This window comes from Mucilaginibacter gynuensis (assembly GCF_039541195.1).
Classification (GTDB): Bacteria; Bacteroidota; Bacteroidia; order Sphingobacteriales; family Sphingobacteriaceae; genus Mucilaginibacter; species Mucilaginibacter gynuensis.
In genome coordinates this window covers 393,210-406,435 of the sequence record NZ_BAABFT010000001.1, presented here as the reverse complement: position 1 = coordinate 406,435, position 13,226 = coordinate 393,210, and the positions used below count along the sequence as shown (strand labels likewise).

Below are 13,226 nucleotides of genomic sequence, written 5' to 3'. Positions count from 1 at the left end.
AGTTCATTAAGCCTTTATCAAACTTTCTCCGGCAATTTTCTTTTGCAGTTCTAAAATAGCGCCTATCAATGCTTCGGGGCGTGGAGGGCAGCCTTGTACATATACGTCAACCGGTATCACCCTGTCAACCCCCTTCACCACATGATAACCGTGCTGCCAATAGGGGCCGCCGCAGTTTGAACATGAACCCATGCTGATCACATACTTAGGATCGGGCATTTGCTCGTATAACCGCTTGATGCGTTCGGCCATTTTAAAAGTAACCGTACCTGCAATAATGATCACATCTGCCTGGCGGGCCGATGGACGCGGGAACACGCCGAAACGATCGAGATCATAAGTTGATGCCATAGAGCCCATCATTTCAATAGCGCAGCAGGCTATACCAAAACTTAACGGCCATAATGATGATAAACGCGCCCAGTTAAGCAGGTCGTTCATTTTGGTAATCACTACACCACCGCTTTCATTAGTCAAATCAGGCGTCATTTGCGGGCTTTTTAAAGGTTGGTTTAAACATAGGTTTCTTTACAGCGGTAGCTGCTTCGGCAACAGGGGTGGCGGTAACGGCAGCTTTTTCAGGTTCGGGCAATGTGTTTTCTGTTGTGAATACCCGTACCTTAAATGAACCCTGCTCCAGGTTTATCCGGTCGTAAAGGCTTGCAGGTATGGCTACATCTACCGTAGGTACTACCGGTTTTGATTTTATCCAGTCGAGGTCGCCTTTTAACCATACATAGGCCAGGCCTAATATCAGTATGCCTAAAAATATAAACATCTCTGCCAGCGAAAACCATCCCCAGCGGGCATCAACAGCCAGCAGCTCGTGACTACCAAAAACCGTGGCCCATGGAAACACGAATACCATCTCTACATCGAAAAGTAAAAATATTAACGCGATCACATAAAAGCGTCCGTTAAAGGGCATCCAGGCATTTCCGGTAGGCTCTTCGCCACATTCATAGGAAGTTAGCTTTTCGGCATTAGGGTTGCGTGGGGCAATTAAGCGGCTTAAAAAGAAGGTGCCGCCAACGGCTAAAATACCTACTATTAAAAATATGAGTATCTTTCCAAATTCAGATATTTGCGAAACCTCGTGCATGACAGCAAATTTAACAAAACAAACAGACTTTGACGCTATAATTATTGGCGGCGGCGCTTGCGGACTAATGTGTGCCGTACAAGCAGGCTTTTTAGGCAAGCGTACTTTAATAATGGAAAAGGCCGATCGCGTTGGTGCTAAAATACTGATTAGCGGCGGCGGCAGGTGCAATTATACCAACCTGTATGCCTCGGCACAGCAGTTTATTTCGCAGAACGAACACTTTTGTAAATCAGCCTTTGCCCAGTGGACGGTGGAGGATACCATCAGTTTTTTTGAAACCTACGGTGTAACTGGTAAGGAGAAAACGCTCGGCCAATTGTTCCCGGTGAGCGATAAGGCCAAAGATATTGTAAAGGTATTTACCGACTTGTGCCATGATATGGAACAGGAAATTTGGTGCGATACCGAAGTAAAAGGCATTGACCAAACCGGCGATGGCTTTACCATAACCTACGAACGTAATGGCCGCGAACAACAGATCAATACTGCCAAGGTGGTAATTGCTTCAGGTGGCTTACCCGTACAAAAAATGGGCGCTACCGATTTCGGTCTGCGTGTGGGCCGCAAATTTGGCATGGCGATCACCGAAACCGCCCCGGCACTGGTACCGCTTACCATAACGGGTAAGGATCAGCCCTGGTACGAGCAGCTATCAGGCAGCAGCATTTTTTGCAGGGTATGGAACGACAGGATCAGTTTTGAAGAAAATATACTCTTTACGCATTGGGGATTGAGCGGACCCGCCATTCTGCAAATATCATCCTACTGGAAACCGGGCGAATACATTTACCTTGACCTGCTGCCCGATAAAAACATAGAAGATCTAATTCAGCAGGAGCGGGAAGTAAACGGTAAAAAGATGCTGCTTAGCCTGCTGGCTACGCTGTATACCCGCAAATTTGCCGAAGCGCTAAGCGACCATTTACCGGTTGAAAAGAACCTTGCATCGTTAAGCAAAGCGGATATAGAAGCGATCAGCCAGCTGATCCACGAGTTTCGGGTGAAACCGGCAGGGGACAAGGGGTACGATAAAGCCGAAGTAATGCGCGGCGGTGTATCAACCGATGAACTATCCTCCAAAACACTGGAAGCTAAAAAACTACCCGGCCTGTATTTCGGCGGCGAATGCGTTGACGTAACCGGCTGGCTTGGTGGCTACAATTTTCAATGGGCATGGGCATGCGGTTTTGTTATTGCGCAAAGCTTATAGTTGTGGGTTGTGAGTTGTAAGTTGTGTGGGAGGAAATTAGGTTTGAGGTTTCGGTTTCGGGGTTTCAGTGTTTTTAAGTTTAAACACTTTTATATGGTAATTAGTGAAAGAGAATGTTCGCGAATGGTTGGAGCTTTTTTTGATTTTTGAATTTTAACTTTTGAATTACCTTTCTATTTACCAACAAACAAACTTTTTTCAACATAGCTTATAAAACCACGCTAAGAAATTAACTTTACCGATTAAAATTCGGCACAACATTGGCAAAAGATACTACGAAAGAAACACCCCTGATGCAGCAGTACAACGCTATAAAGGCGAAGTACCCGGGCGCTTTGCTATTGTTCCGCGTAGGTGATTTTTATGAAACCTTTGGCGAAGATGCTGTAAAGGCATCGGGTATATTGGGCATTGTACTTACCCGCAGAGCCAATGGCGCTGCAACACATATCGAACTGGCTGGCTTTCCGCACCATTCGCTCGAAACCTACCTGCCAAAACTGGTACGGGCTGGTCAGCGTGTGGCTATTTGTGATCAGCTGGAAGACCCGAAAACTACCAAAACCATTGTAAAACGCGGAGTTACCGAACTGGTTACCCCCGGCGTAGCCACCAGCGATAATATATTACAACAAAAAAGTAACAACTACCTCGCATCACTCTATTTTGAAAAAAATACGGTGGGCATTGCACTGGTAGATATATCAACCGGCGAGTTCTTAACTGCGCAGGGTAATACCGATTATATTGATAAGCTGCTGCAAAGCTTTGCGCCGAGCGAAGTGATATACCCCAAAAGCCGTCAGAGTGATTTTAAGGACAGCTACGGCGACCGCTTTTATACCTATACCCTTGACGAATGGCCTTACAGCGGCGATTACGCGCAGGAAACCTTATTGAAACACTTCGGTGTAAAATCATTAAAAGGTTTTGGTATTGATAAACTGCCGCTGGGCATCATTGCATCGGGTGTAGCCTTGCATTATTTAAACGAAACCGAGCACCGTAACCTTCAGCATATTTCGGCCATCGGTCGTATTGAGGAAGACCGTTACCTGTGGCTCGACCGTTTCAGCATCCGCAACCTCGAACTGGTGGGCTCGGCTAACGAAAACGCCCTTACATTGGTTGATGTGCTGGATAATACCTGTTCGCCCATGGGGGCGCGTTTGCTGCGCCGTTGGATAGTGATGCCACTAAAGGAGATCAAACCGATAAATGACCGCCTTAATGTGGTTGAATACCTCATAGAGCAACAAGAACTACGCGAAACTTTACAGGAAAATATCCGTCGTATTGGCGACCTGGAAAGGCTGATCTCAAAGATCGGTTTACAAAAGGCCAATCCGCGTGAGGTTTGCCAGCTTAAAAAAGCATTGATCGCTATCAGTGAGATCAAAAAGATCAGCGAAACATCTGAAAGTTTGCCCTTACAGGCCATTGGCTCACAGCTTAACCCATGCACTATCATGTGCGAGCGGATAGAGCGCGAACTGAACCCCGAGCCCCCGGTAATGCTGGTAAAAGGTTCGGTTATGAGCGAGGGGATTAACGAAGAGCTTGACCGTTTACGCAAGATAGCTTTCGGTGGTAAAGGGTATTTGCTGGAAATTCAACGCCGCGAAGCGGAGATTACCGGGATACCATCCCTGAAAGTATCCTTCAATAACGTGTTTGGTTATTACCTCGAAGTTACCCACTCGCACCGCGATAAGGTACCAACCGAATGGATCCGTAAGCAAACGCTTGTAAATGCCGAGCGCTACATTACCCCAGAACTTAAGGAATACGAAGAACAAATTTTGGGTGCCGAAGAAAAGATACTGGCGCTTGAAACGCAATTATACAACGACCTGCTTTATTCGCTTGCCGAATATATTAAGCCGATACAGCTTAACGCCCAACTGGTGGCCCGTTTAGATGTCCTGCTGAACTTCGCGCATATCTCTATCCGTAACCATTATGTTAAGCCTAAAATGGATGAGAGCCGCATGCTGGATATAAAAGGCGGCCGCCACCCGGTAATTGAAAAGAATTTGCCGATAGGTGAGGACTATATCACAAATGATGTATACCTCGATTCGGATACGCAGCAGATCATCATTATTACCGGCCCCAACATGGCGGGTAAATCGGCTTTGTTAAGACAAACCGGTCTGATTGTGCTTATGGCACAGATGGGCTGTTTTGTGCCGGCCAAAGCCGCTACTATTGGTTTGGTAGATAAGATATTTACAAGGGTAGGCGCTTCGGATAACCTGTCGTCGGGCGAGTCGACCTTTATGGTGGAGATGAACGAAACGGCCAGTATCCTCAATAACCTTTCGGACAGAAGTTTGATCCTGCTGGATGAGATCGGTCGTGGTACATCAACTTACGATGGTATCTCCATAGCATGGTCAATTGCCGAATATTTGCACAACCATCCATCTGCCAGGGCAAAAACATTGTTTGCTACCCACTACCATGAATTGAATGAGTTAAGTAATTCATTTACACGTGTTAAAAACTTCAATGTTTCGGTAAAAGAGGTTGGTCAGCAGATCATCTTTCTGCGTAAACTGGTACCGGGAGGCAGCGAACACAGCTTTGGTATCCACGTGGCCAAACTGGCCGGTATGCCGCCAAAGGTATTAAGCCGGGCCAATGAGATATTGAAGAAACTGGAGAACGAACGTACCGGTGGTGAACATATCAAGGAGAGTATCCGCAAGGTGCAGAAACAGGCGGTTCAAATGCAGATGTTCTCGATAGATGACCCTGTGTTAGTGAAAATACGCGACACCCTGAACAACCTTGATGTAAATACGCTTACCCCGGTAGAGGCGCTGATGAAGCTGGATGAGATACAAAGAGTGGTAAAAAGCTGATAATAAACAATGTATCGGGTTTGTATCACTCAACGATAAACTAACGTACTGTAATGAAACGTTTAACATAGTCAGATGAAATTACCTATCAACCCGAAACTTTTATTACTATCAGTAGCAATTGCCACGCTAATGGCCTCATGCAGCAGCATGAAGAAAACACAGCGGCCAATTGCCCGTAATGGCAACGGACAAACAGCTGAACCAACCGCCCCAACAGTTAAAAAACGTGGTCCGTATATTATGGAGACTCCCGATAAGGAGATCGCTACCAAATATTCTACGCTAATGGGGGTGAAGAAGAACGACATTAAAAACGGTAGGTTATATAATTTTATTGAAGAATGGATGGGTACACCTTACCGTTTCGGTGGTTTGGGTAAAGATGGGGTAGATTGCTCTGGTTTTGTATATAACCTGGAGCAGCAGGTATACGACATTGCCAATATGCCGCGCTCAACTAATTTGCAGATCAATTTCATCAAACGTAAATACGAAGAAGAGTTAAAAGAAGGCGACCTCGTTTTCTTCGATTTCGACGGTAAACAGTTCAGCCACGTAGGTGTGTACCTGCAAAACGGCTATGTGGTGCATGCCAGTACCCGCCGTGGGGTAATCATCGTAAAACTGCACGACCCATCATTATATAAGTATTTTTCACGCGGCGGTTCTATCATTTTAGAAGGCGATAGCGAAGAACAAAGCAGCGGCAGATAAGCGATAGCTAATTATTTGTAAATTTACCCCATGCCAAAAGAAAAAGAAGATTACTCATTCTGGACCAAATACAAACGCTTCGCCGGTACCGAAATCATGCTGTACGTAATTATGGTGGTAGGTATTATATTAGGGATAGCAATATTTAGTTGATTTCATAGCTTTGAGTTGATGATCTGTCGCTCTCCATGCATCCACGCTTAAAACGCATAACCAACTGGCTTAAAAAGCCCAAAAGCCTTGTTAAGCTTTCGGTATTGCTGGCGATTGTATTGCTGTTTATTTTTTGCCTGCCCAAACCCTTATTCAACAGTCCGACCTCCTATGTTATCGACGATGATCAGGGTCAGCTTTTAGGAGCGTCCATTGCGTCAGACGGGCAATGGCGCTTTCCTTATAATGAAAATGTTCCGGAGAGGTTTAAGCAATGTATTATCGCTTTTGAGGATAAGCGCTTTGAATACCATCCGGGAGTTGATGTTTTGGCTTTGGGGCGCGCGGTTAAACATAGCATCAGTGCAGGGCATGTAACCAGCGGTGGCAGTACCCTTACCATGCAGGTGATCAGGCTGGCAACTCATCATAAACGTACCGTTTGGAACAAGCTCAAAGAAATTTTTATGGCACTCCGTTTGGAGGCTGGGTACAGCAAAAAAGAGATACTGGCCTTATACACCAGCAACGCGCCTTTTGGCAGTAACGTGATCGGGCTGGATGCCGCATCTTGGCGGTATTTTGGCCGTAGCCCGGATAAGCTCTCCTGGGGCGAAATGGCGGCCATGGCTGTGCTGCCCAATTCACCATCGTTGGTTCATCCCGGCAGGAACAGGCAGATCCTATTAAGGAAGCGTAACCGTCTGCTGGATAAGATGCGAAAGGAAGGCATCATCGACAGCACCACTGCCGAATTAGCCAAACTGGAACCTGTACCCGATAAACCGATGGCCTTGCCGCAGGAGGCACCACATTTATTACAGGTATTCAGGCAGGCGCACAAAAACAAGAAACAAACCGGCGATACCCGGATAACCACCACTATAAAAGCTACCCTGCAACAACAGGTGGTTGAAATTATGGAACGTCATCACCAGGTGTTAAAAGCCAATGATATTAATAACATAGCTGCCGTAGTACTTGATGTAGAAACAGGCGCCGCGCTGGCCTACGCCGGTAATGTTTTTCATCCCGGAGATGTACAATTGGAGAGCGATGTAAATGTGGTAAATGCGCCGCGCAGTCCGGGGAGTACGCTTAAGCCTTTGCTATATGCCGCCATGCTGCACGATGGCTTTATATTGCCCAATAGTTTGATACCCGATGTGCCCACGCAGATAGCAGGTTATCATCCCGAAAATTTCGACCTCGGTTATGACGGCGCAGTGCCGGCCTCAAAAGCCTTGTCGCGGTCATTGAATGTGCCGGCTGTAAAAATGTTGCAGCAATACAAATACGAACGCTTTTACGATTTTCTGCACCGGGCGGGTATCACCACCCTAAATCAACCTGCCGATCATTATGGTCTTTCGTTAATTCTCGGCGGGGGAGAAAATACCCTTTGGGAACTTACCGGCGCTTACGCCGATATGGCGCGGGTGCTGAACCATTATACCAAGTACAATGGTAAATATGATCCTGCCGATCTGCACCGACCAGTATACACACGTTCAGCCAAGCAAAAATCTGAACTGGAAAAAGCAGGCTTACTGGATGCCGGTTCTATCTATTATACCCTGCAAGCCATGGAAGAAGTGATGCGCCCCGGCGAAGAGTTGCTTTGGCAACAGTTCAGCTCGTCTCAACGGGTGGCCTGGAAAACGGGGACCAGCTTTGGCTTCCGTGATGGCTGGGCTATAGGCATTACCCCAAAATACGTGGTAGGGGTATGGGTAGGCAATACCGATGGTGAGGGTCGCCCGGGTTTAACAGGCATCAATACCGCCGCGCCGGTGCTGTTCGATATTTTCAGGTTATTACCTGCCGTTCGCGATTGGTTTGAAATGCCGGTAGGCGAAATGGTTAAGATAAAGGTGTGCCGCGAAAGCGGTTATCGTGCCGGGCCATATTGCGATCATCCCGAAGAAATGTGGGTACCTAAAAATGGCACAAAAGCCAGGGTATGCCCATGGCATCAGCTGGTGCACCTTTCTGCCGATGGTAAATGGCAGGTAACATCAGATTGTGAACCACCCGAACGGATAGTCAACAAAAATTGGTTTATACTGCCGCCGTCGATGGAATATTATTACAAGGCCCGCAGCTATGAATATCATGTGCTGCCACCCTTCCGTGCAGATTGCGCGCAGGAGAATGCCAACCCGATGGAGGTGATCTACCCTAAAGAAGGCGCTAAAATTTACGTGCCTTTAGAGGCCGATGGTACACGCGGAAGAATGATATGCAATGCCGCGCACAGGCTAAAAGGCGTTAAAATATTTTGGCACCTCGATGATAAGTATGCAGGCGAAAGTCTGGATTTTCATCAGATGGCGCTTAACCCTGTGCCGGGTAAACATAAGCTTACACTGGTTGATGGCAACGGCAATACCACTGTCATAAATTTTGAGGTGCTGGATAAGGATAAATAAAACATGTGCATAATGCTTATCTTGGTACTCATATAAACTATTATTCTGCCCATGCTCGAACAGTACGACCTGTATAATATAATGGTGCTTGATATTGAAACGGTACCGCAATACAGCAGTTTTGACCAGGTTCCGCCTCATTTTCAAAAACTTTGGGATGCCAAAACGGTAAACCAGCGTAAAGAAGAAACTGCTGAAGCCTTTTACGAGCGTGCCGGTATATGGGCCGAATTTGGTAAGATCATTTGTATATCGGTTGGTATTTTTACAGGCGGACAAAAGCCGGGCTTGCGAGTAAAATCCTTTTCGGGGCATGATGAACGCGAGCTGCTGATTGATTTTGCAAGATTATTGGCAGGGCAGCCGCCTAACCTGGTGCTTTGCGCACACAACGGCCGCGAGTTTGATTTTCCGTATATATGTCGCCGCATGCTGGTAAACGGCATTAAACATCCGCAGCAACTGGAAATTTCCGGTAAAAAGCCATGGGAGATCAACCATTTGGATACTATGGAACTTTGGAAGTTCGGCGATTATAAAAACTATACTTCATTAAGCCTGCTTACCGCCATATTTGATATCCCCACACCCAAAGATGATATCGACGGCAGTCAGGTAGGTTCCGTTTACTGGAACGATAACCAATTAGAACGGATATGCACTTACTGCCAAAAAGATGTGGTAGCCACCGCGCAATTACTTAGGCGGTACAGGGGCGAAGAGCTCATTCCCGATGAAAATATTACCATAGTTGGTTGATGATGCTGGAGGTAAATGATCTGCGTATCCGGTTTAAAACCCAAAACGGCTTTTTTGAAGCGGTAAAAGGCGTGTCATTTAATTTAAACAAGGGCGAAACCATCGGTATAGTAGGTGAATCCGGTTCGGGTAAATCGGTTACCTCGCTGGCGCTGATGCGTTTACTGGATGTAAAGCAGGCGCAGATAAGCGGTAATGTTACTTTAGACGGTAAAGCGATATGCAGTTTATCGGAAGAGGAGATGCGCGAAATTCGTGGCAACCGTATGGCCATGATCTTCCAGGAGCCCATGACCTCGCTTAACCCGGTGCTTACCTGTGGTTACCAGGTTACCGAAGCCATTGTTCAGCACCTGAAAGTGAGTAAGGCAGACGCGAAAGAACAAGCCATAAAATTGTTTAATGAGGTGCAACTGCCGCGGCCGGAAGCGATATTTGAGAGTTATCCTCACCAAATATCAGGCGGACAAAAGCAGCGTGTTATGATCGCCATGGCCCTATCCTGCAACCCCGATCTGCTTATTGCTGATGAGCCAACCACCGCGCTTGATGTAACCGTGCAAAAAACCATTATTGAGTTACTGTTAAAGCTAAAGGCTGAGCGCAACATGAGCCTCATCTTCATTTCGCATGATCTGGGTGTGATTAGGCAAATTGCCGATCGGGTACTGGTAATGTATAAGGGGGATGTGGTAGAAGAAGCCAATGTAAACGACCTGTTTGATGATCCGCAGCATCCATATACCAAAGGTTTACTGGCCTGTCGCCCATCGCCCGATTACCGGTTAAAGAAACTACCCGTTGTAGCCGATTTTTTTAATACAGATAATAACTTATCTATAGAAAGTATCCGGGAACGATATGCCTATACGGATAAAGAGATAGATAAACGCCGCAAAAAACTTTACGACCGTGCACCTATACTAAAAGTTAATCAACTAAGTACATGGTTCCCGGTAAGCAAGGGGCTGTTCGGTTCATCAAAAGCGGTGGTAAAAGCCGTTAATCAGGTTAACTTTGAAGTGTTTCCGGGTGAAACCCTGGGACTGGTGGGCGAATCCGGCTGTGGCAAAACAACTTTGGGCCGAACAACATTAAGGTTGATAGAACCAACATCGGGCAATATCAACTTTGAAAATACCGATCTGCGAAAGCTCAACGTTAACGATATGCGCCGGATGCGCCGCGATATTCAGATCATCTTTCAGGATCCGTATTCGTCTCTTAATCCGCAACTAACCATCGGTCAATCGTTAATGGAACCTTTGCAGGTGCATAAACTGTATTGTAATGATACCCTGCGTAAACAAAAGGTGCTTGATCTGCTTGAGCGGGTAAGCTTACTGCCCGAACATTTTAATCGTTACCCTCATGAATTTTCGGGCGGGCAAAGGCAGCGTATCGTTATCGCGAGGGCGCTGGTATTGCAACCTAAGTTTATCATCTGCGATGAATCTATTTCGGCACTGGATGTATCGGTACAGGCACAAGTGCTTAATTTACTGCGTGAATTACAGCAGGAGTTTAACCTTACCTACATTTTTATATCGCATGATCTGGCGGTGATCAAGCACATATCCGACCGTATGATGGTAATGAACAAAGGCGAAATTGTAGAGATGGGCTATCCCGATGACATTTACAATAACCCGCAGCAAGCTTACACCAAAGGGCTGATAGCAGCTATACCTAAATAATTAAGAAATAGCCTTCAATCCTCATATAATAAAATAAATTTTAATAATACTTTGAAAACAAGGGCTTAGAACACAATCCGCTTTTTGGTGTTTAATTATATACCTTTGTTATTATACCATACTATAAATGTCTAAAAAGAAAAACAACAACTCTTCTATAAAAACGGTGCTAACCCAGTTAGTGCTTGGCATATTTGAACAAAACGGCAATACGCCGCTCAACTATAAACAGGTTTCGGCCAAATTAAACGTACGCGATACCGAAGCACGTGACATCATCCTCGAAATATTAAAAGACGAAGCCAAGAAAGAGGTACTAAAACAAATCTCTCCCGGAAAATTCCAGCTGCTCGAACTTAAAACGTTTGTTGAGGGCAGAGTAGATATGACGGCCGACGGTTCGGCGTTTATTGTGACTGATGATGAACACGAAACCGACATTTTCGTGGCCCCACGTAAACTGCGCACCGCCTTGCATGGCGACCGTGTAAAGGTTTATGTATACGCCAAAAATAAAGGCCGAAGCAAAGAAGGCGAGGTAATAGAGATATTGCAACGCCGAAAAATGGAGTTTACCGGTATTGTAAAGCTATCTGAAAGGTATGCTTTCTTTATACCTGATGATCGTAAGATGCTGCATGATATTTTCATCCCGCTTACCGAACTTAACGGTGCTAAAAATGGGATAAAGGCTGTAGCCGAAATAACAGATTGGCCTACAGATGCCAAAAACCCGATTGGCCGCATCAAGAACATATTGGGTGCCCAGGGTGAAAACGATACCGAAATGAACGCCATATTGGCCGAGTATGGTTTCCCGTTATCGTTCCCGGCAGAGGTGGAGCACGATGCAGAGCAGATCCCGGATATAATTAGTCCGGAAGAAATTGCTAAACGCCGTGATTTTCGCGATGTGTTAACTTTTACAATCGACCCATTTGACGCGAAGGATTTTGACGATGCCTTGTCCTACAAATTATTGGATAACGGCAATTACGAAGTCGGCGTACACATTGCCGACGTAGCGCATTACATTATCCCCGATTCAGCATTGGATAAGGAGGCTTTTGAACGTGGTACATCTGTTTACCTGGTTGATAGGGTGATACCGATGCTACCGGAAAGATTGTCGAACGGCTTATGCTCGCTTCGCCCTAAAGAAGATAAACTGTGTTTTGCGGCTGTATTTGAGCTGGATAACAACGCCAATATCGTGAATGAATGGTATGGTAAAACGGTGATCCATTCCGACAGGCGCTTTACCTATGAAGAAGTACAGGAGATTATTGAAGCACAGGAAGGCGAATACAGCGCCGAAATATTAAAACTAAACGAACTGGCCCATGTACTGCGCGACCGTAAATTCAAAAACGGCGCCATCAGCTTTGAAACTACCGAAGTTAAATTTAAGCTGGATGAGCAAGGCAAGCCAGTAGGCGTTTATGTAAAAGAGCGTAAGGACGCCCACAAATTAATCGAAGACTTTATGTTGCTGGCTAACCGTAAGGTGGCCGAGCATGTAAGTAAAATGGGCAAGGGCAAGCATAAATATACCTTTGTATACCGCGTGCACGATTCGCCTAAGCCTGATTCACTGGCCAACTTCGCGCAGTTCGCCGCAAGGTTTGGGTATAAGATCAGTACAAAATCTGACAAAGACACTGCCCGTTCACTCAATTACCTGATGAATGATGTGGAGGGTAAAAAAGAACAAAACGTGCTTACCCAGCTGGCTATACGCTCAATGGCAAAAGCTATTTATACCACAAAAGGCACCAGTCATTATGGCCTGGCTTTTGATCATTACACCCACTTTACTTCACCCATCCGCCGTTACCCTGATGTGATGGTTCACCGTTTACTGTTCCATTATTTAAACGGAGGACAATCGGCCAATGCCGAGCATTACGAAAAAATGTGCGAGCACAGCTCCCAAATGGAAAAAAAGGCTGCCGATGCCGAACGTTCATCTGTTAAATACAAACAGGCCGAATACCTGCAGAATCAGGTTGGCAATATCTTTAGCGGTGTAATATCGGGCTTAACCGAGTGGGGAATGTATGTTGAGATCATCGAGAATAAGTGCGAGGGTATGATACGCCTGCGCGATATCAGCGATGATTTTTACACTTTGGATGAAAAGAACTACGCCATAATTGGTCAGCGTAAAAAGAAGGTATATCAACTGGGCGATGAAGTTCAAATACGTGTAAAAAACGTTGACCTTACCAAAAAGCAAATAGATTTCTCGTTAGTACAGGAGTAACTATATTTGCAGGGCGT

Annotated in this window: 10 protein-coding genes; 8 read left to right on the top strand and 2 right to left on the bottom strand. The window is 45.8% G+C overall.

Annotation, left to right across the window (positions count from 1 at the left end; all coding sequences use genetic code 11):
• Positions 1 to 6 precede the first annotated feature (6 nt).
• The gene (locus ABD894_RS01715) at positions 7 to 489 is read right to left on the bottom strand and encodes an NADH-quinone oxidoreductase subunit B (protein WP_345209247.1); all 483 of its coding nucleotides are present in this window, start codon (positions 487 to 489) and stop codon (positions 7 to 9) included.
• Positions 479 to 1,102 (bottom strand): NADH-quinone oxidoreductase subunit A, encoded by a 624-nt coding sequence (locus tag ABD894_RS01710; protein ID WP_345209246.1) that lies wholly within the window; start codon positions 1,100 to 1,102, stop codon positions 479 to 481. Before ABD894_RS01710 ends, ABD894_RS01715 begins: the two co-directional genes overlap by 11 nt.
• Here ABD894_RS01710 and ABD894_RS01705 point away from each other — a divergent pair.
• The 8 genes from ABD894_RS01705 (at position 1,101) to rnr (ending at position 13,209) form a co-directional block, all read left to right on the top strand.
• Positions 1,101 to 2,315: a BaiN/RdsA family NAD(P)/FAD-dependent oxidoreductase gene (locus ABD894_RS01705; protein WP_345209245.1), complete on the top strand. Its 1,215-nt coding sequence runs from the start codon at positions 1,101 to 1,103 to the stop codon at positions 2,313 to 2,315. The two genes, ABD894_RS01710 and ABD894_RS01705, sit on opposite strands and share 2 nt — an antisense overlap.
• 260 nt (positions 2,316 to 2,575) lie before the next feature.
• A complete protein-coding gene (gene mutS, locus ABD894_RS01700) occupies positions 2,576 to 5,185 on the top strand; it encodes a DNA mismatch repair protein MutS (protein ID WP_345209244.1) in 2,610 nt (869 codons plus the stop codon).
• A gap of 75 nt (positions 5,186 to 5,260) precedes the next feature.
• Positions 5,261 to 5,902, top strand: a complete 642-nt coding sequence (locus ABD894_RS01695; protein WP_345209243.1) for a C40 family peptidase — start codon at positions 5,261 to 5,263, stop codon at positions 5,900 to 5,902.
• 30 nt (positions 5,903 to 5,932) lie between these two features.
• Entirely contained in the window at positions 5,933 to 6,055 is a 123-nt protein-coding gene (locus tag ABD894_RS01690) for a hypothetical protein (protein WP_345209242.1), read from the top strand.
• 35 nt (positions 6,056 to 6,090) lie between these two features.
• A complete protein-coding gene (pbpC, locus tag ABD894_RS01685) occupies positions 6,091 to 8,487 on the top strand; it encodes a penicillin-binding protein 1C (RefSeq protein ID WP_345209241.1) in 2,397 nt (798 codons plus the stop codon).
• A 51-nt stretch (positions 8,488 to 8,538) separates the two neighbouring features.
• Positions 8,539 to 9,246 carry a 3'-5' exonuclease gene (locus tag ABD894_RS01680; RefSeq protein WP_345209240.1) on the top strand — a complete coding sequence of 236 codons (708 nt, stop codon included), beginning with the start codon at positions 8,539 to 8,541 and terminating at the stop codon, positions 9,244 to 9,246.
• A complete protein-coding gene (locus tag ABD894_RS01675) occupies positions 9,246 to 10,943 on the top strand; it encodes an ABC transporter ATP-binding protein (RefSeq protein ID WP_425562917.1) in 1,698 nt (565 codons plus the stop codon). Before ABD894_RS01680 ends, ABD894_RS01675 begins: the two co-directional genes overlap by 1 nt.
• Positions 10,944 to 11,070: 127 nt before the next feature.
• Positions 11,071 to 13,209: a ribonuclease R gene (rnr, locus tag ABD894_RS01670; protein WP_345209239.1), complete on the top strand. Its 2,139-nt coding sequence runs from the start codon at positions 11,071 to 11,073 to the stop codon at positions 13,207 to 13,209.
• Positions 13,210 to 13,226: the final 17 nt, after the last annotated feature.